The following is a 23,755-nucleotide window of genomic DNA, read 5'->3' on the forward strand; positions in this document are numbered from 1 at the left end:
AAAAGAGAACCTAAAATGTTTCCGCATTGGGCTCTCGGAATGGTGCCGTAATGGTTGAATGACAAGAGCCGTATGAATCGAGAGATTCACGTACGGTTCCGTGAGAGCCTGTGGGTGAAATCCCCATGGGCTACTCGACTGGGGGTTGTGGGGGAGTAATCGCCCACTTCTACCCGGCAATTTTGGGGCAGATAGTATAAGTGCAACCAGCGGCTTTCTTTATCCTACGATGCATGTATTTATGTCCGGCAGGATAAGGCAACTAGGGCTAGCACCTTCGCTAGGGCTTGGTGCTAGCCAAGTTTTCTTTATCCTACGATGCATGTATTTATGTCCGGCAGGATAAGGCGACTAGAGCCATCGCTTTGGCGCTGGCCAAGTCTTCTTTATCCTACGATGCATGTATTTATGTCCGGCAGGATAAGGCGACTAGGGCTAGCACCTTCGCTAGGGCTTGGTGCTAGCCAAGTTTTCTTTATCCTACGATGCATGTATTTATGTCCGGCAGGATAAGGCAACTAGGGCTAGCACCTTCGCTAGGGCTTGGTGCTAGCCAAGTTTTCTTTATCGCTGAAGCTCGGCGAAAGCCGGGTTTTCTTTACTTCCCAACCCAACCTTCGAAAGAGGTAAAGTGCACCGAAAGAACTCCAGAGACCTGCGAGGCAATAAATCGGGAGGTTGAAAGCCATGTCCTGATGAGTAAGCGGCAGCCAAAGTACAATCCAGACCAAAAGAGAGTTGGTAAAATTCTAGCATAACTTAAGAGTGGTTTCCGCAGTTACAATTGGGGCCATGGACGTGGTCATTGCCATGGTCATTGCCATGGTCATGAACATGAACATGTTCTTCGGGTTTACGGATCGGTTCCCGTAGAAGTTGGTCGATTAAATGCTGAGCATGGGCAAGGGGTTGCGCCTGGACTTCTTGAGCAGTCTTCACAATTTGACGAATTTCTTCTGGGACCATTCCTAGTGCCTTAGCATCCGTAACTGAGGCGCGTAAGGCAGCTAAAGCATTGGTTGCAACAGCAGCCGAGATTTGTGCGATTAAAGTAGAACGGGCATCAAGTTCCATGTTCTTCCTCCCTATTTTAGATTAACCCTAATATACCATAAAGAAAAAAACAGGGCAAAAAGGGGAGAGGTTTTACCCCAAAGAAAGAGTATGATAGACTGATTTAAGCAAGCGCTTTGATAAGGAAGGAAATTGTATGACTGTAAAAGATGTAATTATCGTTGGTGCGGGGGCAGCTGGACTGATGGCCGCCGGACAAGCCGCAAACGAAGGGGCTAAGGTCTTGCTCCTTGAAAAGAAGGAAAAACCAGGTCGTAAAATTGCTATTTCGGGTAAAGGACGCTGTAATTTAACCAACGACGAAAATGTCTCGGATTTCATTCGTAATTACCCGGGCAACGGACGGTTTCTGAATGGAATTCTGCGAGAATTTGATAATGTAAGGTTAAGAGAGTTTTTCGCGCACTATGGTGTTGAAAGTAAAGTGGAACGGGGTGGACGTGTGTTTCCGGTTTCTGATGACGCGGAGGCAGTTGTCCAAGCGTTATTACAGTTCATCGATGATGCCGGAGTGGAGATAAGGACGAATCAGACGGTAGAAAAACTTCTCACTAAGGATGGAAAAATTGAAGGCGTCAAGCTCACGAATGGGTCCGTTGTCAAGGCTGATGCTGTTATCATATGTACGGGAGGAAGTTCCTATCCTGGGACGGGTTCGACTGGAGATGGCTATCGTTTTGCTAAAGAATTAGGACATCGGATCATTTCCCCGCGAGCTTCTTTGGTTCCCCTGCGAACTGCGGAGAAATGGATTCAAGAGGTGCAGGGGTTATCCCTTCGCAATGTTGAAGCTTCGTTATGGTATGGTGGGAAAAAACAAAGAACAGAATTTGGAGAAATGCTCTTTACCCATTTCGGAGTCTCGGGTCCGATTATTCTCACCTTAAGTCGCTGGGCCGGTGAAGCGATTAATCAAGGAGAAAAGGTCGAACTTCAAATCAATCTCAAACCAGCGCTTACATCAGAACAGCTTGATCTTAGGCTACAGCGAGATTTTCAGAAATTCAGTAATAAACAATTTAAAAACGCCTTGGATGATCTTTTACCGCAAAGTTTGATTCCGGTGATCATTCAACTTTCCCAAATTCCGCCTGAACGCGTGATTCATCAGATCACACGTGAGGAGAGAAAAAGTTTGACTCAACTTTTACAAACCTTAAAACTAACGATAATGGGGACTCTTCCTATAGCCTCGGCGATTGTTACAGCAGGTGGAGTGGATGTCAAAGAAATTGATCCGAAAACCCTAGCCTCGAAACTCATCCCTGGGCTTTATTGGGCAGGTGAAGTCGTGGATGTCGACGGAGCAACCGGAGGGTATAACCTGCAAGCGGCCTTTGCCATGGGGTATCGTGCGGGACGGGCTGCGGCAAAGTATACTTTAGCTTCGGTCTGATTCCAAGGAAAAACGCATACACTGTTTTGAGGTGATAGGTATGCGCCCTGTTAGAAGGAAAATACAACGCGTTAGAATAAATTTTGAACGGGGTTTAATCCGTTTTATGGTCTTAGCGACTGTTCTCTTGGTTGTAGCGCAAATTGGGCTCGGCCTGGCCCGGGATCCGGTTGATTTTTACCTCGCGATGGCCCAGAAAGTTGAATCTCCCCCGCTCGATGTTCAACCCACTTCGGGGATAGTGACTCCGGAATTGAGCGGGAATAAAACTATGACACCGACCTGGAAGATAACCTTGAAAGCGACACCAGCAGCACCGGTTCGTGTCCTTCAGAATGGTAAATTACTTGGGACCTTAACCCGGGGCGAGTTAGAAATTACAGCTCAGTCCGGAACTCTGCAATTCGATGGGACATCTTGCTCTCAGATCGTCCGTGTTCAGGTTACAGGGCGAGATGGCCAACTCCACGAACCACGCTTGAATCAAAGTCTCCTCGTGGAAAAGAATGTGCAAACCCTTCGCGTTTCTCCTTGAAAAAAAGAACACGAAGGGCTATAATGCTATCAACATAACCACTGGGTTATGTTCTGTAGGATGGGCAAGAAAATGGTTATTATCGGAGATTGGTTGCAAATTAATAGGAAGGATGGTGGTACGGTGGATGTGAGCATAAAAGGCGCCGCTACATGGGGTCTTTTTGTACGTTTAAGACGTTTTCGAAAGGCGGAAGTAAGATGATTGCTGAAAGTAAGAAAGTAGCTGAAGCTGCATTGCGAATGGCCATGACGGAGAGCCGTGAAGAAGAAGTACATCTCAAGGAGTTTTTTACGAAACAAGGAATTAAGACTGTCGCTGTCGATTATGGCGGAGAGTATATCAGCGCTGTTAGAAAGATCATTGAACGTGCAGTCGTGGCAGCGAAACGTGAAGGTGTGATTCTGGAAACCCATGTTGACGAGGGAGCAGTTGCGGGAGCTGCTCGTGAAGCCTTAAGTCAGATTATGCCCAAAGCGATGGGCCTAAATATCGGCGGGAAAATTGGGGTCGCTCGTCGAAGTGAACATTTAAGTGTCGCCGTATTTTTCGGTGTGGGACTATTGCATTTGGACGAAGTTGCCGTGGGGCTAGGTCATCGGGCTGCACCGAGAGAAAGCGATGAATTAAGAAATGGTTAGAGGAATTCGTGGTGCTATCACAGTCACCGAAAATTCAGTTGACCAGATTCAAAGCGCTACGAAGGAAATGCTGCAGGTTATTGTTAAGGAAAACTCCCTCTCGGCTGAAGATATTATTAGTGCTGTCTTTACCGTGACTCCGGATTTAAATGCAGCCTTTCCGGCTTCGAGTGCACGAGCGTTCGGATGGCAACAGGTCCCGCTGCTTTGTTGTACGGAAATCCCAGTGCCAGGAGCATTGACGCGTTGTATCCGCGTGTTATTACATGTCAATACGGAAAAATCACAGCAGGAAGTACATCACGTTTATTTACGTAATGCCATTCAATTGCGTGAAGACCTTAAGCAAGCCGAAGAGATGGGTAGATAGCAATTCTTAATAATTATTGATCATGTAGGATGGTAGGAAGGGGTAGTAGAAAATGATTATTGTTCTAAAGCAGGGTGCAAATGAGGTAGAAATCCAAGAAATAAAGGAGAGACTCGTCCAAGAAGGATTTAAGGTGCATTTTTCTCAAGGTGTAGAAAGAACAATTATCGGTGCAGTGGGGGATCAGAGCCGGTTGAAAGAACTCGATTTAGAAGCCTTACCTTGGGTGGAGAAAGTAGTTCCAATTCTTGCGCCCTATAAACTGGTAAGTCGTGAATTTCAACCTGCAGATACAGTCATTAAAATTGGGGAACATGAAATCGGGGGGGCCCAAATTCATGTCATGGCTGGGCCCTGTAGTGTGGAAAGCCGTTCTCAGATTCTCGAAACAGCACATGCGGTCAGAGAAGCAGGAGCTACGTTTTTGCGGGGAGGCGCTTTTAAACCGAGAACCTCGCCCTATGCGTTTCAGGGTCTAGAAGAGGAGGGGCTTAAACTCTTAGCAGAAGCCAGGGAAGAAACAGGCTTAGCTATCATCACCGAGGTTGTTGATGTCCGGGATGTTAAGCTGGTTGCCTCCTATGCCGATATTTTACAGATCGGTGCCCGGAACATGCAAAATTTCAATCTTCTTAAAGAAGTGGCGAAAATCGATAAGCCAGTTCTTCTAAAGCGAGGTCCTTCGGCTACTTTAGAAGAATGGATGATGGCTGCAGAATATATTCTGAACGGCGGAAATAATCAGGTCATGTTTTGTGAACGCGGTATTCGTACCTTTGAAAACTACACTCGGAATACGCTCGATTTAAGCATGGTTCCTGCCCTCCATGCCCTTTCTCATCTACCGGTTATTGTTGACCCGAGTCATGGAACCGGCCGCTGGCAGCTTGTCGCTCCGATGGCGAAGGCTGCAATTGCAGCGGGTGCGGATGGATTAATCGTTGAGGTCCATCCACAGCCTGATAAAGCTCTGTCCGATGGGAAACAATCCTTGACTCTTCCAAATTTCCAGGAAATGATGACAGAACTCGATCGAATTGCCAGAGCCATTGAACGTCCCATCCTTAAGGAAGGGGAAAGGTAATGGATGACGTTTTTTTTGCTCCAGGCTGGCGAGGGGAGAGAAGGCCTCAAGCTTGGGTGATCGGACTCGGTTTGATCGGGGGATCCTGGGCGGCAGCACTTTCTCACCTTGGATGGAAAGTCAGCGCTTTGGATGTCGAATCAGAAAGCCTACGTTGGGCTAAGCAAAAGAACTGGATTCAAGAAGGAAGGACGGAATGGCCGGACAAGATTGAGGCAGACCTCATCATTTTAGCCTTACCAATCCATCTTTTAACTGAGGGATTAGCTCGTACGGCTGAGAGGGTTAGTGAGGGAGCTATCATTACGGATGTGGGAAGTCTCAAAACCGAAATCTGCCAAACCGGGATTTCACGCTCTAACGTTTATTTCGTGGGTGGACACCCGATGACGGGTTCGGAGAAGTCTGGGGTTCGAGCTGCTCATCCGGAACTGTTCAGGAATTATCCGTATGTACTTGCTCCAATGGCGAGCTGTCCTAAATCTGTTGTGGAAAAGCTTACGGCACTTCTTCGCCAAGTGGGAGCTACTGTAGTTATACGTAATCCTGAGGAACATGATCTTCAAGTTGCTTTAGTGAGCCACCTTCCGCATCTCTTTTCGGTGGCGCTGGCATTATCCGTCTTAGAAGAATCTCCCTCCGGAACTTCTTCTTTAGAACTTGCAGGACGAAGCTTTCGGGATATGACGCGTATTGCCGAAAGTTCCCCGGAAATGTGGCAGGAAATCTTGATTCGTAATGCTCCAGCAGTTTTAGCCTCTTTAGATGTGTGGGAAGGTAAGTTAGCTGAACTCAGGACTTGGCTTGAAGAAAAAGATGGGGAAGCAATAGCCGAAACATTTCGCAAAGCTCATGGGGTGAGACAAAGTCTAGGAGGTTAAGTATCCATGACCGAAACACAAGGAATTTTTATTCATCCGCAACGAAAAATAAACGGCGAAATAACAGTTCCTGGCGATAAATCCATTTCTCATCGTGCAGCACTATTTGGGGGAATGGCTCAGGGAAAAACGCATATTACGAATTTTCTTCCGGGTCAGGATTGCTTAAGCACACTTAGTTGTCTAAAAGAACTCGGGGTGACTTGGGAACGTCACGAGACAGAACTCTGGATTGAGGGGCAAGGACTGGAGAACTGGACGGAGCCTCAGGATATCTTAGATGTCGGGAATTCCGGGACGTCTTTACGTCTCTTTTTGGGTATACTCGCAGGCAGCCCCTTTTCTTCAACCTTAACAGGTGACGGATCCATCCGTATGCGGCCGATGAAGAGAGTTACTGGACCGTTAGTCCAAATGGGCGCGAAGATTCTTGGCCGGCAGGAGGGAAATTTCGCTCCTTTGACGATTCGGGGCGGGGATTTAAAGGGGGGCAATTTTCAGACTCCAGTTGCTTCCGCCCAGGTTAAATCTGCGATTCTCTTAGCAGGACTTAGGGCTCGTGGGGAAACAACGGTGCTTGAACCTGCCCTTTCCAGAGATCACACCGAGCGCATGCTTCGCGGCTTCGGAGTAGAGGTTTTGAGTGAAGGGACCCAAGTTAAAATCAATGGGGGTGGAAGATTAAACGGTCAGGACGTGTCCGTGCCTGGAGATATCTCTTCGGCCGCTTTTTTCCTCGTCCTTGGCAGCCTGATGCCAAAAGGAGAATTGCTCCTTCGAAATGTCGGGGTCAATCCGACGCGTACGGGCATTTTGGATGTCTTGCTCAAGATGGGGGCAGATATCCAACTTGAGAATTACGCTGAGGTCTGTGGGGAACCAAGAGCTGATTTACGGGTGAGACCGGCAGAACTTCATGGAATTGAAATCCGAGGAGAGATTATTCCCCGCCTGATTGACGAAGTTCCTGTTTTAGCTGTTGCCGCCAGTCTTGCCAAGGGCGAAACCGTGATCCGGGATGCAGCAGAATTACGGGTCAAGGAGAGTGACAGGATCAAAACAGTGGCCGAAGGGTTGAAATCTCTGGGTGCAGATATTGAAGAACTCCTAGACGGAATGAGGATTTCAGGTAAGCCCAGACTTCTCGGAGGTCAGGCACAAAGTCATAACGACCACCGTTTGGCTATGGCCTGGACAATTGCAGGGCTTCTTTCCGAAAATGGGGTAAGTCTTGAGGGAATTGAAGCTGCACACGTCTCTTTCCCTGAGTTTTTACCATCGATTAGAAAATTAACGCGTGCTTAAAATGACCGATTGAACTTAAGATTGTGGATATAAAAATCTCTTGAAAAGCCTTCGCCTGAATTAAGCGAGGGCTTTTCTTACACCCCTGGGTTTCTAATTATAAATAAAACAGAAAAGTCACAGCATAGATAATATTAAAAATATTAGGAAAATTATACAGGAATTTAGAAGTACATGTCGAATAATTTCTCCTATATCACTTTGAGTTCTAGACTTGAAAAGGAATGACTAAAATAATTAGAAGATGATGAAACCAAATATTTAAAATAATTTAATAATTCTAAATCAGAAAAGAAGGAATTATTTATTGTATGTAGAAATTAGAATATACGTTCAAAACACAATTTTCTGTAAAAGTATAACTTCATGGCCTAACCAGCAGATAGGGCACATGTCTGTTGCTGTAATAGCTGGCAAAGCAAAATTGAGAAGGAAAGGAGTATAAGACGGGGAGAATTTAGGCAATAAGAGTTCGTTCATGCATTTATAACTATTTTTATGAGCTTTGTCCAAGTACAATTCAGAAGGGGATTTTGGAAGGAGATTTTTTATGGAGAAGTATTATCAAAACTATAACCCCACAGGGAGTGTTGTCTTATCGACGATTCTCGCCGCGCTGCCGATTGTTGTCTTGCTTTATTTATTAGCTCTGCATCCACACAAGGATAAGCAAGGTCGCCGTCAGTTGGGTATTTTCGCTCCTTATGCTGCCATTGCGGCTGCACTCGTAGGTATCTTAGTTGCTGTTTTCATGATGCATATGCCCGTTCCCACTGCTATAGCTGCCTTTACTTACGGTGCCGCAAATGGGCTTTTCCCAATTGGCTGGATTGTCTTTGGTGCAATTTTTCTATATACGATGACGGTCGTTACCGGTCAATTTGAAGTTGTTAAAAACACAGTAGCGTCAATTTCTCCGGACCGCCGGCTGCAAGCGTTACTGATTGCGTTTAGTTTCGGGGCGTTCATGGAAGGAGCTTCCGGTTTTGGTACACCGGTAGCGGTTGCCGGTGCATTAATGGTGGGAGTTGGCTTCCAACCGATGACGGCAGCGGTCATTTGTTTGATCGCGAATACTGCTCCAGTGGCTTGGGGATCAATTGGTACACCAATTCTTACCCTGGGCCAGGTCTCAGGAATTGATCCTAGCCTACTCAGCATGCAGGCCGGACGCCAGTTACCCTTCTTTTCATTAATCGTTCCTTTTTGGTTGGTCGCGACCTTGGTCTACATGGACAAAGGAAAGCTCAAGGATGTCCTTGAAGTTTGGCCGGCTACCTTGGTTTCTGGTCTTTCCTTTGCGATTACTCAGTTTGCCATGTCACAAGCCGGAAACGTTGAATTGGTTGATATCGGTGCAGGTATTGTCAGTATGGTTGCCACCGCTCTGTTCTTGAAAGTTTGGCAACCCAAGCATATTATGACCCACGAAGATGCGGGTGAGAATCAAACTGCGGCGACCACAGGCGTGGCCCATAAGAAATTAGTAATTCGTAAGTACACAACTTCTCAACTTGTAAAAGCATGGTCTCCGTGGGTGTTAATGGCGATTGCAGTATTTACATGGGGTCAAACTTCCTTTAAAGTTTTTTTCAATGGAATTTTTGCTCCTAAAATCCCTGTTCCCTTTCTGCAAGGACTTGTTTACCGGACTGCGCCGGTATCCCCTAAACCAACAATAGAATCTGCTTTTTATACTTGGAATTTCCTGACGTTTGCCGGAACGGCGATGATGGTAGCCGCCTTTATTGGCGGAATCTTTGTCCTTAAAGTAACGGCCAAGCAGTGGAAAGAAATATTTAGAATCACGTTCACCCGGTTACGTGTTCCCCTAACGGTGATTTGTACGGTTCTAGGGTTAGGCTACACAACGCGTTATGCAGGTACAGATGCTATTATGGGTCTGGCCTTCACAAAAACAGGGACTGCCTATCCGTTCTTTGCTTCAATGTTAGGTTGGCTAGGCGTATTTCTTACGGGTAGTGATACTTCGTCTAATGCCATGTTTGGAAGTTTGCAGCATATCACGGCAGATCAACTTGGCTTAAACCCTGTACTCATTGTTACAGCGAATAGCACCGGTGGTGTTATGGGTAAAATGATTGATGCCCAAAGTATTGTTGTCTCGACGGTAGCTTGTTATGATACGCATGAAGAAGGAATGGCTGCAGTTGGTCCGATTTTCCGGAAGGTATTTCCGCACAGCATTGCTTTAGCCATCTTGCTGAGTGCCCTGGTCTGGGCTCAAGCCTATATCTGGCCTTGGATGCAAGTACCGTTTACTAAATAAGATCTAAATTTAGCTTTAAAAGGTTACTCTCTTCAAGGAGGGTAACCTTTTTTTGTACTAACAGAAAGTATAAATTTTTGGCAGATAGCATAAGTGCAACCAGCGGCTTTCGTTTTCCTACGATGAATGCGGTTAAGTTCGGTAGGATAAGGCGACTAAGGCCACCGCTTTGGCGCTGACCAAGTCTTCTATATCCTACGATGCAAGTGTTTACGTCCGGCAGGATAAGGCAACTAGGGCTACCACCTTCGCTAGGGCTTGGTGCTAGCCAAGTTTTCTTTATCCTACGATGCAAGTAAGTTAAGTCCGGCAGGATAAGGCGACTAAGGCCATCGCTTTGGCGCTGGCCAAGTTTTCTTTATCCTACGATGCAAGTAAGTTAAGTCCGGCAGGATAAGGCGACTAAGGCCATCGCTTTGGCGCTGGCCAAGTCTTCTTTATCCTACGATGCAAGTAAGTTAAGTCCGGCAGGATAAGGCGACTAAGGCCATCGCTTTGGCGCTGGCCAAGTCTTCTTTATCGCAAAGCTCGGCGAAAGCCGGGTTTTCTTTATTCCTTTTAGTCTGTAACAGGGTAACGAACTGATGCATCGAAGAGCAGAAAATCCCAGCTTGCTCTTGACGGACCATCCCGATAATTCCGGGATCTCCGAGTTCTTGCAAATAGTGATGAATAAATTGTTGATAAGCTCGCTCATCCCAAGGATCTGTGAATTCTTCAACTGCGGTCAGATAGGATTTAATGGGAACTCTTAGCTGCCGATGAAAAACTTGCAGAGTCGTTGAAGAAGAATTCTCCTCCTCGACGGAATCGTGAATGTTCATGCTATTGCCTCCTTAGACTTCAATTCTATGTTAGTATATACTCAGAGTGGATCTGGCACTCCTGAGACTTGGATTTGGAAAGGTGAGAAGTATGGCGGATAAAGAGCGAGAAGATCAAAATATTCAGCGACGTTTGGGCTGGATCGATCTCGTAATTGCATTTGCTGGCATAATTGGTCTTTTTATAATCTTAGGTATCGGGACTGCCTGGATCGCGAGCTGGTGGCCGCATGAAAGAATCCTGCTATACATTAACGGATTTCTCACCCAATTGATGTTCTTTCTCTTGCTTTGGGTTTTGAGCCGCGTCCGCAACTGGAGATGGCCGGATTATGGGTGGAATAAAATAGAGCTGAGCAAATTTTGGGGAAGTGTTTTGAAAATTTATGCCCTTACCTGGATCTTGAATATTTTTTATGGTGCGTTTCTCGTCCAAAAAGGGATAACACCGCCGAATACAGATGTTTATACCAAGCTTTTGGGGCATGCTACTCCACTGACCTTTATTCTTAATCTCCTCCTTGCAGGAATCCTAGCCCCGATCTTTGAAGAAACTCTTTTCCGAGGCGTGATTTTTCGGGGGCTACAATCCTATTTGGGAAAATGGACTTCGGCTATTTTAAGCGCCATCGTTTTCTCGGCGTTACATTTCCAAGCGTATGGGTTTTTTCCCCGTTTTGTCTTGGGGTTAGCATTAGCTTATTTATATGATAAACATAAATCACTTTATCCCTCGATGGCTATGCATTCTCTGAATAACGTTGTTGCTTTGATGTTAGTGGCTATATCAGGTGGGTTATAAGAATGATTGAAAGATTAACCGGTAGACGTGAGGGTCTGCCGGTTTCTTTTTTTAGAGATTGATAAACTTACTTGGGAATTATCGACTATTACGCATAAATTATCCTCAAGAGCTAAAAACTAATAAAACTATTGCAATTGCTTCAAGGAGGGAAGATTCGTGGCTAAAGCTAACAGCTATTATAACTGGGCTCGTAGTCGGGGAGTTTCACGACGAAGTTTTTTAAAGTTTTGCGCACTCATGGGAGCTATGCTTGGCTTGGATGCGAGTGAGGTACCGAAGATTGTCCAAGCTTTAGAAAATAAGCCACGTTTACCCGTAATTTATCTTAATCTTCAGGAATGTACCTGTTGTGGAGAATCCTTTATTCGTTCTGCTCATCCTTTGATTGCGGATTTGATTTTTAACATGATTTCCTTGGATTATATGGAGCTATTACAGGCTGCCGCTGGGGCACAAGCTGAGGCTGTGCGAGTTAAAACCATGAAAGACTTTCAGGGCAAGTACTTGCTTGTGGTTGAGGGAAGCGCAACACTCGGCGATGGGGGAGTATACTGCACACTTGGGGGAAGAACCACGGAAGACATCCTGAAAGAGACGGCCGAGGGAGCCATTGCGGTCATTGCTTATGGATCCTGTGCTACTAACGCTTGTATCCAAGGTGCCTATCCCAATCCTACTCAAGCTGTACCAGTGCGCCGGGTGGTCAAAAATCGGCCCGTCATTGATGTGCCAGGTTGTCCGCCCATCTCAGAGGTTATTATCGGAACCATCGTACATTATCTTACCTTCGGGGAGATTCCTGAGCTGACGAATCAAGGTCGTCCGAAGGCGTTTTATCAGCACCGGATTCATGACAATTGCAACCGACGCGCATTTTTTGATGCAGGACAGTTCGTCGAGGCCTTTGATGATGCTGGAGCGAAACAAGGCTGGTGTCTCTATAAAATGGGGTGCAAGGGTCCTACTACCTATAATGCCTGTGCCATAACGCAGTGGAATGATGGAGTTAGTTATCCGATAAAATCAGGTCATCCTTGTATCGGCTGTTCAGAAAATAATTTCTATGATAATACACCCTTTTACACACATCTGGCCGAGATTCCGAATGATGCTATCGGTAAAGATCCGGATAAGATCGGAAAAGCCGTCTTGGCTGTAGCCGGCCTTGGTGTGGCCGTTCACGGAACGGCCACCGCACTCGTAAAGTCCAAAGAAAAGTCCGAGAAGAGGAAGGAGTAGCTCATGGCAACACGAATTGTGGTCGATCCAGTGACTCGGATTGAAGGACATCTTCGGGTCGAGGCTGTGGTGGAAGGGACGAAGATTATCGATGCAGTTAGTTCCGGTACAGTATTCCGAGGGATCGAAAAAATTGTGGAGAACCGCGACCCACGCGATGTTTGGGCTTTTGTGCAGCGAATTTGCGGGGTGTGTACTCATATCCATGCCATCGCCTCTGTTCGGGCGGTGGAGGATGCCCTTGCTATTCGGATTCCTAAAAATGCCAATCTCATTAGGAATATTATGACCCTATCCCAATTTATCCAGGATCATGTCGTCCATTTTTACCATTTGCATGGGTTTGATTGGATTGATGTCGTGAGTGCGTTGAAAGCGGATCCGTCTCAAGCCAGCGCGCTTGCCCGGTCCATTTCCAACTGGCCCACCAATTCGGAAGGCTATTTCAAAGAGGTTCAGGCTAAAGTTAAAACCTTGGTTGATAGTGGGCAACTGGGGATTTTTGCGAATGCGTATTGGGGACATCCTGCGTATCGATTACCGCCCGAAGTAAACCTTGTGGGTGTTGCGCATTACTTGGAAGCTCTTCAGTGGCAAAAAGAAATTGTTAAAATTCATACTGTCTTTGGTGGAAAGAACCCACATCCCAATTACCTCGTGGGCGGGATGGCTTGTACCATCAACTTAAATGACAATGATGTCATTAATATGGAACGACTCAATTTGGTTAAAGCCAAGATTGATGAAGCGGTAACTTTTGTCAATCAAGTGTATCTCCCAGATGTTATGGCCATTGCTTCCTTTTATAAGAAAGATCTATGGGGTGGAGGGGTTGCGAATTATCTCGCCTATGGGGGAGTTCCCTTAATAGATGTCCGAGAAAAGGACAGTTACCTTTTTCCCGATGGGGTCGTTTTAAATCGGGATTTAACAAAGGTATATGATGTCGATCTTAAGGACCCTGCGCAGATTCAGGAATTCGTTACGCATTCTTGGTATAAATATGACGATCTGCAAGCAGGTTTACATCCTTGGCAGGGCCGAACAGATCCTCAATATGATGGTCCGAAGCCGCCTTATCAAAATCTTGATGAGAACAAACGTTATAGTTGGATTAAAACGCCGCGTTGGAAGGGTCAAGCCGTTGAGGTCGGACCGTTGGCACGGATGGTGATCGGTTATGCTCGAGGAAATCCAGGAATGAAGAGTCTCATGAACGACGCTTTAGGACGTTTGGATCTCCCTTTGAATGCTTTGTTCTCGACCCTAGGACGAACCTTAGCGCGTGCTCTGGAAACGAAATACTGCGCTGATCAGCTCTCAGGACTCTATGCCGATCTGATTGCTAATATTAAAGCAGGGGATAGCCAGACCTTTAATGGGGAAAAGTGGGATCCATCGAAATGGCCCAAAGAAGCTCAAGGGATTGGATTCTGTGAAGCTCCTCGTGGAGCCTTAGGTCATTGGGTTAAAATACGGGATGGCAAGGTCAGCTCTTATCAAGCGGTAGTGCCGACGACCTGGAATGCCTCTCCCCGCGACAAAGATGGGCAAAAGGGTGCTTACGAATCTTCCTTACTGGACACGCCGATGGCAGTACCGGATCAACCCTTAGAAATTCTCCGTACGATCCATTCTTTTGACCCGTGCTTAGCTTGTTCTATTCACTTAATTGATCCTGCTGAGGAAAAGATCAATCAATTTAGAGTGCTCTAGCAAGGGGGAATGAAGATGGCTGGATCCACACTTCACAGGGAAGTGCAGGGCATATGTCGGCAACAGGTTTATGTCTGGGAACTGCCTGTTCGTTTATTTCATTGGATTAATGCGATTTCGATAACTGTACTTTTTGTGACGGGGTTTTACATTGGGGATCCTTTTAATTGGGGCCTGGGAGAAGCCACTCGAAACTTTCTCATGGGAACCATGAGGTACTGGCATGGACTTTTCGCCTTTATCTTTACGGCTAATCTCTTGGTCAGGCTTTATTGGTTTTGGCCAGGCAATGAATATTCAAAAATGAAGCTCTGGCGTAGGAGTTTCTGGAAAGATGCTCTGGCTACGTTTAAGTATTATTCGTTCATAACCCGTGAACATACCGTCTATCTGGGGCATAATGCTCTTGCCCAGCTCATGTATTTTTTCTTTGTCTGGGTTGCAGGAGGGTTCATGATTTTAACCGGATTCGCCATGCGAGGAGGAAGTAACCCTGAAGGAATCTGGCAAAAACTTTTGGGTTGGCTAGCTCCAGCCTTTCGCGGAGAGTATCAAATCCGAAACCTTCATCATCTTTTCGCCTGGGGCTTCGCCGTTTTCTTGCTAGGGCATCTCTATATGGTCCTTCGTCAGGATTTACTCGATGATGATGGAACCGTCTCCTCGATAATCAATGGTTATAAGTTTGAACTTGTGGTAGCAGAGTCTCCGTCTCTTCAAGAGCAACCTGAGGAGTCTACGCAAGGGTCCACTCAGGAGTCTCCAGAAAATCACTTAACAAAGGAGTAGATCCAAAGGAGGGCTTATCTCAGGAAAATTGCTTTAGATCTTGTTTCAATTAAGAATTCGGGTAAGAATTTGGGATTTAGCATTGGGCTAGATCCCTTTCTTATAGGAGGTCTAATATGGAGCCGAAAATTGGAGCCATTGATTGTTTAGGGTTGGGACATTATGGTATAATGAAATATCTATGATTTTTACTGAGGTAGGAAACGTGAAGAAACAAATAAAAGTAGCAATTGATGGGCCAGCAGGAGCAGGTAAAAGCACTATCGCCAAGGCAGTAGCTAAGCGTTTGGGAATTTTCTATGTTGATACGGGTGCAATGTACCGCGCAATTGCGTTAAAAAGCCTGCGCTCGAATATCCCAATCGATCAAGAAGAAGAAGTAGGACAGATGGTCCAGAAGACTGAGATCATTTTGGAACATTCGGAGGCACGCCGGGTTTTTTGCGATGGAGAAGAGGTGACTGAAGCCATCCGCAGTCCTGAGGTTTCCCGAGCGGTATCGAAGATCGCCGCTTATCCCGTAGTCCGTGATCGCCTGGTCCAGCTTCAACGTCAGGAAGCGGAACGTGGTGCGGTCATTATGGATGGACGAGATATAGGAACCATTGTTTTACCTGAGGCGGATCTTAAGATCTTTTTAACCGCTTCACCGGAGGAAAGAGCACATCGACGCTGGTTGGAACTCTGCAACTCTGGCAGAGAGGTCTCTTTAATCGAGGTGCAACAGGATATGGAAAAGCGGGATAGACAGGATTCAGAACGTGAAGTTTCCCCACTTGTGCCCGCTAATGATGCGCTTATTCTCGATACGACAGGATTATCCATCCAAGAAATAGTGGAGCAGATTATCGCTTTAACCCTCGTCTTTAAGGAGGGTTAAGATGAGTCTATATCAATTTGCCAGAGGGTTGTTTCGGCTTCAGTTTAAATTGATGGGGTGGAAAATAAAAGGAATCGAAAATCTACCTGCTGAGGGGTCAGTTATTCTGGCGATTAATCATGTCAGCTTATGGGATCCGGTTGTAGCTGCCTGTAGCGTCCCACGTCAGGTTTCTTATATGGCCAAAGAGGAATTGTTCGCGGTGCCTTTCTTGGGTCCAATTCTCCGCGGCTGTGGTGCTTTCCCCGTAAAAAGGGGGCAGGTAGATACAAGTGCGATTCGGCAATCCTTAAAAGTACTTAAAGAACAAAGAGTTTTGGGGTTATTTCCCGAAGGCACGCGTTCTCAAACAGGCGAACTTCAAAAGGGTTTAACCGGCGTGGCGTTTCTGATGGATAAAGGGAAAGCGGCTGTAGTACCGGTTAAAGTTTCTGGAACAAAGCATCTCTTAACTAAGGGCTGGGGCAAACTTAAAGTTGTGATTGGTTCTCCGCTAACTCAGGAAAAGATGGAGATTCCTGTAGGAGTTGAGAATCGTAGAGAGTGGGTTACTGAGCAAATTATGAAAGCTTTAGATTCCCTTACTTAACGGTATGATTTTTCTCGGAGAGGGTAATTTATACTGTATATGAAGGATTTTCATCGAAGGCGGCGAAAGTATTCGTCATGCGAAACTTAAGGAGGGTCAAAGTTGAAGGTTATCCAGGCAGAAAAGGCCGGGTTTTGCTTCGGTGTAAAACGTGCACTGGAAATGGCAGAACGTACAGTTCAGAATTCTGCGACTGTCTCGCTTGGACCCTTAATCCATAACCAACAGGTGGTGGATCGTTTAGAAAAACAAGGTGTGCGAGTCATTGCTGCCGTCGAAGAAGCGCGACCGAGCGAAACGATGATTATTCGGTCACATGGAGTTCCTCCGGAAATTTATCAAACCGCACAAGAAAGCAAAATTCAAGTCGAGGATGCGACTTGCCCTTTTGTTCAGAAGGCGCAAAGGCTTGCAGCCGCAGCTTCGCATAGAGGACAAGTTGTTGTTATAGGGGACAAGAATCATCCAGAAGTTCAAGGAATTTTGGGTTGGGCCGGTGGTGATGCTTTAGCGATAGAAACTTTGCAAGAAGCGCAAGAGCTTCCGTTCTATCAGCATTTGTCCGTCCTCGCTCAGACTACACAACCGCACTCGAATTTTCAGAGAATTGTTAATGAGTTGCAAAAGCATACTCAAGAGTTAAGTGTTTACAACACGATTTGTAACGCTACCGAAGAGCGACAAACTGTAGCTAGAGAACTGGCTGGAAAAGTTGAAGTTATGATCGTTGTCGGCGGAAAGAATAGCGCCAATACGCGAAAATTAGCATCAATTTGCTCAGAACAAACAGAAACCCATCATATTGAAACAGTAGCTGAATTGAATGAGAACTGGTTTAAAGGAATCCACACAGCGGGTTTAACCGCTGGAGCCTCGACACCAGATTGGATAATTGAGGAGGTAAAAAAGAAGATGTCGGAAATCGATGAAAAAGATAATTTAACGACTCAAGATGAGAAAGAAATGGATACAGATGTAAATATGGAGAATTGGGCAGATAATATGCAAAAGCTGCATCGAGGCGCTGTCGTAACCGGGACAGTTGTTAAGCTGACGCATGACGAAATTTATGTTGATCTCGGCTGGAAGTCGGAAGGAATTGTTTCTCTAAAAGAGCTTTCAGTAGCACCCGTTTCTGATCCGAGTGAAGTTGTTTCAGTGGGAGATGAGATTAAAGTCGTCGTACTGCGCGTGGAAAATGAAGAAGGAAATCCAGTGCTATCAAAACGCAGAGCAGATGAAGAAATGGCGACTGAACACCTTGAACAGTTAGCAGAATCAAGACAAGAGCTTCAGGCCAAGGTCACGGAAGTGGTTAAAGGCGGGTTATTGGTGGATGTAGGGATGCGTGGTTTCGTACCTGCTTCGCAGATTCAATTGGGGTATGTTGAGGATCTGAATCAGTTCTTGGGACAAACCCTGCGTTTACGGGTGATTGAATTTGATCCTTCAAAACGGAAGGTCGTCCTTTCGCAGAAGGCTATTCTTGCTGAGGAACAAGTGAGCAAACGGGCTGCACTTTTCGAAACTCTTCAAGAGGGTGACGTTGTCAATGGCGTCGTCCGGCGGCTGGCTGATTTTGGAGCGTTTGTAGACATCGGCGGAGTAGATGGACTTCTCCATGTATCAGAAATGTCGTATTCGCGAGTCAAACACCCTTCCGAAATTGTCAAGGTCGGGGACGAAGTTGAAGTTCAAGTACTAAAGGTGGATAAAGAACGTTCCAGAGTCTCGTTAGGATTAAAACAACTAAAACCCAGTCCTTGGGAAACTGTTGCTGAAAAATATGCGCTCGGTTCCCTCATCACAGGTAAGGTCGTTCGAATTGCTCCTTTTGGCGCGTTTGTCCAATTAGAAGACGGAGTCGATGCCCTGATTCATATTTCTCAGCTGTCAGAGAAAAGGGTGGCTAAGGTTGAGGAAGTGGTTAAGGTGGGAGATATGGTCCAGGCCAAGGTCATCGAGTGCAAGCCTGAAGAAAAACGAATCAGCCTAAGTATCCGTGAAGCTGTTGCCGAGGCGCATGCGGTTCAGGATGCAGAAGTTCTTGCAGCACAACAGGATATCCCTGCAGTCACGATCGGGGATGTATTGAAAAAGAATTCTGAGCAATAATCCAAGCAAAAATTTAAACAAAAATAAAGAGATCATGACTTCTTGCAGCACGCAGGAAGTCGTTTCTTGTGCATATCTCTTAAAAGTGAGTGATAGGCGGTGCCAAAACGTCGAAAGAGAGTTAGGAGAAAATATTCCCCTCCCAAACACGGAATCGATTTCCCTCTCATCATTGGAACCTTAGCCATCTTGGCTTTTGGTTTAGTGATGGTACTAACCGCGGGATCTGTTCGTGGTTTTAATACGACCCAAAACTCCTTTTTCTATGTAATCCAGCAACTGAAATGGGCTATCTTTGGTGGAGCAGTCGCTTTTCTGATGGCCAATTTGCCCTACAAAATTTGGCGTCGCTTTTCGGGAATTGGGATTGGCCTCAGTGTTCTGTTATTAGTCACCGTCCTTTATAGTAGTGCAGGGATTGTCGCTATGGGCTCGGCGAGGTGGCTTAAAATAGGGCCGGTCAATGTCCAGCCATCAGAAATAGCGAAACTGGCGCTCATCCTCTTTTTAGCCCATGTCTTAGATCGTTATCCCGTAAAAAAATTACGTGATCTCGCGATACCGGGTGTAATCGTGGTCGTAATTCTGGGTCTGGTTTATAAGCAACCAGATTTAGGGACGACCGTGGTTCTTATTATCACGGCGGCAGCGATGCTTTGGCAAACTGAACTGCCAACGCACTGGTTTCTGATCGCGATCCCCAGTGTTTCTGTTCCACTTTATTATTTAATTCATAGAACTGAATATCAATGGCATCGGATTCTTGCTTGGATGGATCCCTGGAAATATGCGAATGACTTTGGGTATCAAATTACGAATGCTCAGATTGCTTTTGGTTCCGGTGGCATCTTCGGGGTAGGTTTGGGGCATAGTCTTCAAAAATATGGTTTCCTTCCGGAAACCTATACCGATATGATCTTTGCGGTGATTGGAGAAGAACTCGGCTTCGTTGGGACTCTGTTTTTACTGGGATTGTTTGTGTTCTTCTATGCGCGCGGCTTTTATATCGCTCGAAAATGCCAGGACCGGTTTGGACGTTTAATGGCTTTTGGGATTACGACCTCACTTGCTGTCCAAACGGGCATGAACTTAGCTGTGGTGACTGGAATTATGCCAGTTACCGGTGTAACTTTACCCTTGGTTTCCTATGGGGGAAGTTCTTTAGTGATTACCTTAGCCGAAATCGGAATTTTAATGAATATTTCACGTTACGCGCATCTCAATACAGATTCGGGGGGCATAATAGGGGAAGTCAAGTCGATAAATCAATAGGGGGTGAGAAGACTTGATTTTCCCTATCGGTGAGTATGTGATCTTTAGCCTAGGGCTATTCGCCTTAGTGCAAGGGCTTAAGCAGCACTCTACTCGATTCTGGGGAGAGTTGTGCCTTGTCTGGCTGGTCGGACGCCTTGTGGAAACTATCTTGCCCTGGAACATCTCTTGGCATTGGCATTTATCACGCCTGTTTGTTATCGCTTTCTTTGCTGGGCTAGCCTGGCAAAGAACCGAAGGACGAAAAGTCTTGCCTTCCTTAATGACAGCCTTAGCTTTAGCAGGACAAAATTTGTTCGCTGTGAACGAGCCGGGCATATTTAGAGGAGATCAATGGTTTTTGGGTGGAATTGTTTTGCTCGTAGCCATTTTAGCAACCCGAGATTTATGGGGGATGGGGCTTGCTTTAGCAGGGGGAGTCCTACTTGACTTAGGAATATCGGTTTTCTTGTTTCAAGGCATTGTACGACATTATGATTTGCCTGATCCCTTCTTCTGGAATTTGGGTGTGGCCTTTTTAGCCAGCGTTGGCGGAGTGCGCACTTTTGGAAAGTTATGGCACGTACGTGCTAAAAACTCTTGAGCTTAGAAGTTACCTTTTACCTAAGGAAGAGGAGGAACGTCGGAAAGACCTGAAATAGGATTAAGAAAAGAAATGGTAATAACCGAAATGAGAGGGAAGAAATGAAAACAGTGCCTAAAGGTTTAGTCGTGGCAGAAGTTCAACCGGGAAGTATTGCCGAGGAAATGGAGATTGTTCCGGGTGATCGGGTCTTAGCGGTCAACGAACAAGAACTTAAAGATATTATCGACTTTCAGTATCTTACGGCCGAAGAACAATTTACGCTTTGGGTCGAGAAAGAAGAAGGTGAAGTCTGGGAACTCGAGATTGAACGGGACTTGGGAGAGGATCTAGGTCTTGAAGTACAAGCAATTAGTAGTGAAGGGCTGAAGTTTTGCAAAAACAATTGCCTTTTTTGCTTTGTTGCTCAATTGCCAAAGGGAATGAGAGCAAGCTTATATGATAAGGATGATGATTACCGACTCTCCTTGACGCAAGGAAGTTTTATTACCCTTTCCAATCTAAGTGATGAGGAATTTGAACGGATTGTGCGCTTGCATTTAAGCCCGCTTTATATCTCAGTACATGCTTGGAATCCTGAGGAACGGGTTCGTTTGATGAAAAACCCGAAGGCGGGGGACCTGGCTTCGCAATTCGAGAAATTAGCCGCTGCGGGGATTACGATTCATGCCCAAATTGTCCTCGTTCCGGGTTATAATGATGGTATAGTCCTTAAGGAAACGGTGAGCGAGTTGGTGAAGCTTTATCCTGCAGTTCAGTCTATTGCTGTTGTACCGGTCGGGCTAACAAGATATCGGGAAGGACTCCCGGATTTGAGGAGCTTTACTCCGGAAGAGTCTCAACAAATTCTCGGACAAGGGGAACGCTGGCAGGCGGAGTATCTTAAAAAGACAGGTCGTCGGCTGGTCTATTTTTCGGATGAATTTTATGCTCAAGCGGGGTGGGGCTTTCCGGGTCTCGAAGTCTATGACGATTTTCCCCAATTGGAAAACGGCGTAGGAATGGCGAGTAGGTTTCGCGCGGAGGTTGAAGATGCACTCTGCAACTTGTCCCAGGATTTACCTCAACGAAAGGTGCATATTTTGACCGGGATTTCAGCCACTCCGTTCTTCCAAAGAATCCTTCATAAGTTCGATGAATTCGCGGGCTTACACCCGATTCTTCATACGCTTGAAAATCGCTTTTTTGGATCGACAGTAACGGTTGCAGGGTTGTTGACAGCTCAAGATATTGCCGATCAGCTTCCAGACCTAAACGGAGAGATTTTCTTGATTCCCAGCGTGATGCTTAAATCTGATGAAAATATTTTCTTAGATAATCATAGTGTAGCTTGGCTGGCTGAACAGGTCCATGGTGTACCCCTGATCGTGGAAAACCATGGCGCCTCTTTTATCGAAGCAGTATGCGGCTTAGCTCTGGAGGGAGAAACCATTGAGTAAACCAGTTGTAGCAATTGTAGGTCGGCCGAATGTAGGAAAATCGACTTTGTTTAACCGGTTAGCCGGGGGATTAGTGGCTATTGTCGACGACCGTCCGGGAGTCACTCGGGATCGATTGTACCGAGATTCTGAATGGCTGGGCCGGAAGTTTACAATTATTGATACCGGCGGAATTGAATTTAAAAATGAACAAACTTCGATCGCTAGCCAGATGAAGAAACAGGCAGAGATTGCCATTGAAGAGGCAGATGTCATCATTTACGTTGCCGATGCACAGTTACCGCTTACAACCGATGATGAAATGATCGCTCAAATTTTGCGCCGTTCTGGTAAACCTATAGTCGTGGCGGCAAATAAGGTCGAGAATTTCTCAAAAACGGAGCTTTATGAATTCTATAATTTGGGCTTTGGCGAACCTATTCCGATTTCCGCTGTTCATGGGATGAATATTGGAGATTTACTCGATAAAGTAATTTCCCATTTTCCTTCGAAAGAGGAAGAAGATGATGATCCAGACATTATCAAGATTGCGGCAATCGGCCGTCCAAATGTGGGTAAATCCTCTTTAGTCAATTCCTTGCTGGGGGAAGAACGGGTCATTGTCAGCGATATTCCGGGAACGACCCGGGATGCTATCGACACCGCTTTTGAACATGAAGGTAAGCATTATATTCTTATTGATACAGCGGGCATGCGGCGCAAAGGAAGAATTGATGAATTAACAGAACGCTATAGTGTATCACGTTCATTACGGGCAGTAGATCGATCTGATGTGGTCTTGATGTTGATTGATGCCGTCGAAGGGGTCACAGAGCAGGATAAGAAAATTGCGGGCTACGCTCATGAGTCGGGTAAAGGAATTATCCTCGTCGTTAACAAATGGGATCTCGTTGAAAAAGACGATAAGACCATGAACCGTTTTGAAAAAGATATCCGTGAAGAGTTAAGTTTTATGCGATATGTGCCAACGCTTTTTATCTCAGCGAAGACGGGTCAGCGTGTTAATCGTTTGCTTGAACTGGTGGATTTCGTCGCCGAGCAAAACTCGACCCGGATTAAGACGGCTACGATCAATACCCTAATCCGTGAATGGGTTCATCTTAATCCTCCGGCCTCAGATAAAGGACGACGCCTTAAAATCCTTTATATGACCCAGGTTGGGGTTAAACCACCGACGTTTGTTTGTTTTGTGAATGATCCAGAATTGATGCATTTCTCTTATAAACGCTATCTTGAAAACCAACTTCGTAAAAGTTTTGGTTTTGAGGGCTCACCGATTCACCTTGTGATCCGCCAGAAAGATGAAGAGAAGGAGTAAGATCAGGTATGGAACGATATGGGGTTTTTATCATCACCTATATCTTAGGTGCCATTCCTTTTGCCTATTTTGCAGGACGCTATAAAAATATTGATGTGCGTAAGCATGGAAGCGGGAATATTGGAACAACGAATGCTTTCCGTTTACTGGGTGTAAAATTAGGAATTGCTGTTCTGCTTGGGGATGCTTTCAAGGGGGCCTTAGCCGCATGGCTAGGGGCTAGCGTTTGGGGTCCCTGGGGCGGTATTTTTGGCGGATTACTGGCGATGGCTGGGCATAGTTGGAATCCCTTTTTCGGTTTTAAACCGAGTGGTAAGGGAGTCGCCTCAGGTTTCGGTATTATTCTTGTTTTAATGCCAAAGATTACCCTCTTGGCGGTCACTCTTTTTCTACTCGTTGTTTTCTTTACTCGTTATGTTTCAATGGGCTCCGTGGTAGGAGCTTTGACCTTACTCGTATGCGTTTTTATTTTTCAAGAGCCACTCGCTTATCGCGTTTTTGGTGTAATCGCGGCAAGTGTTGTGGTTATTCGTCACCGGACAAACTTTCAACGCGTTCTGAAGGGGACAGAAAATAGGTTTGGTGAAAAGAAATAGAAAGGGTGGGGTAG

General features: G+C 45.9%; 22 protein-coding genes. 20 read left to right on the top strand and 2 right to left on the bottom strand.

Going from position 1 to position 23,755, the window contains the following annotated elements; genetic code table 11:
* Positions 1-759 precede the first annotated feature (759 nt).
* Complete coding sequence (locus tag VM640_RS02885; protein ID WP_325389737.1) at positions 760-1,074, bottom strand: hypothetical protein; 315 nt, start codon at positions 1,072-1,074, stop codon at positions 760-762.
* A 136-nt stretch (positions 1,075-1,210) separates the two neighbouring features.
* On the opposite strand from VM640_RS02885, the gene VM640_RS02890 reads away from it, so the two are divergent.
* The 8 genes from VM640_RS02890 to VM640_RS02925 all read left to right on the top strand — a co-directional run bounded on the left by VM640_RS02890 (position 1,211) and on the right by VM640_RS02925 (position 9,576).
* Positions 1,211-2,470 carry a BaiN/RdsA family NAD(P)/FAD-dependent oxidoreductase gene (locus VM640_RS02890; protein ID WP_325389739.1) on the top strand — a complete coding sequence of 420 codons (1,260 nt, stop codon included), beginning with the start codon at positions 1,211-1,213 and terminating at the stop codon, positions 2,468-2,470.
* Positions 2,471-2,510: 40 nt separating this feature from the next.
* Positions 2,511-3,005 (top strand): hypothetical protein, encoded by a 495-nt coding sequence (locus VM640_RS02895; protein ID WP_325389741.1) that lies wholly within the window; start codon positions 2,511-2,513, stop codon positions 3,003-3,005.
* A gap of 200 nt (positions 3,006-3,205) precedes the next feature.
* Positions 3,206-3,646: a HutP family protein gene (locus VM640_RS02900; RefSeq protein ID WP_325389743.1), complete on the top strand. Its 441-nt coding sequence runs from the start codon at positions 3,206-3,208 to the stop codon at positions 3,644-3,646.
* Positions 3,639-4,016, top strand: a complete 378-nt coding sequence (gene aroH, locus VM640_RS02905) for a chorismate mutase (RefSeq protein WP_325389745.1) — start codon at positions 3,639-3,641, stop codon at positions 4,014-4,016. Before VM640_RS02900 ends, aroH begins: the two co-directional genes overlap by 8 nt.
* 52 nt (positions 4,017-4,068) lie before the next feature.
* Entirely contained in the window at positions 4,069-5,100 is a 1,032-nt protein-coding gene (gene aroF, locus VM640_RS02910; RefSeq protein WP_325389747.1) for a 3-deoxy-7-phosphoheptulonate synthase, read from the top strand.
* A complete protein-coding gene (locus tag VM640_RS02915; protein WP_325389749.1) occupies positions 5,100-5,981 on the top strand; it encodes a prephenate dehydrogenase in 882 nt (293 codons plus the stop codon). The genes aroF and VM640_RS02915 overlap by 1 nt, the downstream gene beginning before the upstream one ends.
* 6 nt (positions 5,982-5,987) lie before the next feature.
* Positions 5,988-7,286 carry a 3-phosphoshikimate 1-carboxyvinyltransferase gene (gene aroA / locus VM640_RS02920; RefSeq protein ID WP_325389751.1) on the top strand — a complete coding sequence of 433 codons (1,299 nt, stop codon included), beginning with the start codon at positions 5,988-5,990 and terminating at the stop codon, positions 7,284-7,286.
* 550 nt (positions 7,287-7,836) lie between these two features.
* Positions 7,837-9,576 carry an L-lactate permease gene (locus VM640_RS02925; RefSeq protein WP_325389753.1) on the top strand — a complete coding sequence of 580 codons (1,740 nt, stop codon included), beginning with the start codon at positions 7,837-7,839 and terminating at the stop codon, positions 9,574-9,576.
* Positions 9,577-10,034: 458 nt separating this feature from the next.
* Here the strand turns inward: VM640_RS02925 and VM640_RS02930 are convergent, their stop codons facing one another.
* Complete coding sequence (locus tag VM640_RS02930) at positions 10,035-10,400, bottom strand: hypothetical protein (RefSeq protein WP_325389755.1); 366 nt, start codon at positions 10,398-10,400, stop codon at positions 10,035-10,037.
* 91 nt (positions 10,401-10,491) lie between these two features.
* Here VM640_RS02930 and VM640_RS02935 point away from each other — a divergent pair, with 91 nt between their 5' ends.
* From VM640_RS02935 to plsY, 12 genes are all read left to right on the top strand, one after another.
* A complete protein-coding gene (locus VM640_RS02935; protein WP_325389757.1) occupies positions 10,492-11,202 on the top strand; it encodes a CPBP family intramembrane glutamic endopeptidase in 711 nt (236 codons plus the stop codon).
* A gap of 159 nt (positions 11,203-11,361) precedes the next feature.
* A complete protein-coding gene (locus VM640_RS02940) occupies positions 11,362-12,444 on the top strand; it encodes a hydrogenase small subunit (RefSeq protein ID WP_325389758.1) in 1,083 nt (360 codons plus the stop codon).
* 3 nt (positions 12,445-12,447) lie between these two features.
* The gene (locus VM640_RS02945; protein ID WP_325389759.1) at positions 12,448-14,160 is read left to right on the top strand and encodes a nickel-dependent hydrogenase large subunit; all 1,713 of its coding nucleotides are present in this window, start codon (positions 12,448-12,450) and stop codon (positions 14,158-14,160) included.
* Positions 14,161-14,175: 15 nt separating this feature from the next.
* Entirely contained in the window at positions 14,176-14,949 is a 774-nt protein-coding gene (gene cybH / locus VM640_RS02950; protein ID WP_325389760.1) for a Ni/Fe-hydrogenase, b-type cytochrome subunit, read from the top strand.
* Positions 14,950-15,154: 205 nt separating this feature from the next.
* Complete coding sequence (gene cmk / locus VM640_RS02955) at positions 15,155-15,829, top strand: (d)CMP kinase (protein ID WP_325389762.1); 675 nt, start codon at positions 15,155-15,157, stop codon at positions 15,827-15,829.
* A gap of 1 nt (position 15,830) precedes the next feature.
* Positions 15,831-16,418 (top strand): lysophospholipid acyltransferase family protein, encoded by a 588-nt coding sequence (locus VM640_RS02960; RefSeq protein WP_325389764.1) that lies wholly within the window; start codon positions 15,831-15,833, stop codon positions 16,416-16,418.
* 102 nt (positions 16,419-16,520) lie between these two features.
* Positions 16,521-18,533 (top strand): bifunctional 4-hydroxy-3-methylbut-2-enyl diphosphate reductase/30S ribosomal protein S1, encoded by a 2,013-nt coding sequence (locus VM640_RS02965; protein ID WP_325389766.1) that lies wholly within the window; start codon positions 16,521-16,523, stop codon positions 18,531-18,533.
* Between the two features lie 99 nt (positions 18,534-18,632).
* Entirely contained in the window at positions 18,633-19,805 is a 1,173-nt protein-coding gene (ftsW, locus tag VM640_RS02970; protein ID WP_325389768.1) for a putative lipid II flippase FtsW, read from the top strand.
* A gap of 13 nt (positions 19,806-19,818) precedes the next feature.
* The gene (locus tag VM640_RS02975; RefSeq protein ID WP_325389770.1) at positions 19,819-20,388 is read left to right on the top strand and encodes a hypothetical protein; all 570 of its coding nucleotides are present in this window, start codon (positions 19,819-19,821) and stop codon (positions 20,386-20,388) included.
* Between the two features lie 101 nt (positions 20,389-20,489).
* Complete coding sequence (locus VM640_RS02980; protein ID WP_325389772.1) at positions 20,490-21,827, top strand: DUF512 domain-containing protein; 1,338 nt, start codon at positions 20,490-20,492, stop codon at positions 21,825-21,827.
* Entirely contained in the window at positions 21,820-23,145 is a 1,326-nt protein-coding gene (gene der, locus VM640_RS02985) for a ribosome biogenesis GTPase Der (RefSeq protein WP_325389774.1), read from the top strand. Before VM640_RS02980 ends, der begins: the two co-directional genes overlap by 8 nt.
* An 8-nt stretch (positions 23,146-23,153) precedes the next feature.
* Positions 23,154-23,741: a glycerol-3-phosphate 1-O-acyltransferase PlsY gene (gene plsY, locus VM640_RS02990; protein WP_325389776.1), complete on the top strand. Its 588-nt coding sequence runs from the start codon at positions 23,154-23,156 to the stop codon at positions 23,739-23,741.
* The last annotated feature ends 14 nt before the right edge of the window (positions 23,742-23,755 follow it).

Source organism: Desulfitobacterium sp. (genome assembly GCF_035539115.1).
In the GTDB taxonomy this organism is placed as follows: Bacteria; Bacillota; Desulfitobacteriia; order Desulfitobacteriales; family Desulfitobacteriaceae; genus Desulfitobacterium_A.

Coding starts and splice junctions, on each gene's coding strand:
- VM640_RS02980 (WP_325389772.1), top strand. CDS start 20,490: ATGAAAACAGTGCCTAAAGGTTTAGTCGTGGCAGAAGTTCAACCGGGA.
- cybH (WP_325389760.1), top strand. CDS start 14,176: ATGGCTGGATCCACACTTCACAGGGAAGTGCAGGGCATATGTCGGCAA.
- aroH (WP_325389745.1), top strand. CDS start 3,639: ATGGTTAGAGGAATTCGTGGTGCTATCACAGTCACCGAAAATTCAGTT.
- VM640_RS02945 (WP_325389759.1), top strand. CDS start 12,448: ATGGCAACACGAATTGTGGTCGATCCAGTGACTCGGATTGAAGGACAT.
- VM640_RS02925 (WP_325389753.1), top strand. CDS start 7,837: ATGGAGAAGTATTATCAAAACTATAACCCCACAGGGAGTGTTGTCTTA.
- aroA (WP_325389751.1), top strand. CDS start 5,988: ATGACCGAAACACAAGGAATTTTTATTCATCCGCAACGAAAAATAAAC.
- VM640_RS02895 (WP_325389741.1), top strand. CDS start 2,511: ATGCGCCCTGTTAGAAGGAAAATACAACGCGTTAGAATAAATTTTGAA.
- VM640_RS02885 (WP_325389737.1), bottom strand. CDS start 1,074: ATGGAACTTGATGCCCGTTCTACTTTAATCGCACAAATCTCGGCTGCT.
- VM640_RS02930 (WP_325389755.1), bottom strand. CDS start 10,400: ATGAACATTCACGATTCCGTCGAGGAGGAGAATTCTTCTTCAACGACT.
- aroF (WP_325389747.1), top strand. CDS start 4,069: ATGATTATTGTTCTAAAGCAGGGTGCAAATGAGGTAGAAATCCAAGAA.
- VM640_RS02900 (WP_325389743.1), top strand. CDS start 3,206: ATGATTGCTGAAAGTAAGAAAGTAGCTGAAGCTGCATTGCGAATGGCC.
- VM640_RS02960 (WP_325389764.1), top strand. CDS start 15,831: ATGAGTCTATATCAATTTGCCAGAGGGTTGTTTCGGCTTCAGTTTAAA.
- VM640_RS02915 (WP_325389749.1), top strand. CDS start 5,100: ATGGATGACGTTTTTTTTGCTCCAGGCTGGCGAGGGGAGAGAAGGCCT.
- VM640_RS02935 (WP_325389757.1), top strand. CDS start 10,492: ATGGCGGATAAAGAGCGAGAAGATCAAAATATTCAGCGACGTTTGGGC.
- VM640_RS02890 (WP_325389739.1), top strand. CDS start 1,211: ATGACTGTAAAAGATGTAATTATCGTTGGTGCGGGGGCAGCTGGACTG.
- plsY (WP_325389776.1), top strand. CDS start 23,154: ATGGAACGATATGGGGTTTTTATCATCACCTATATCTTAGGTGCCATT.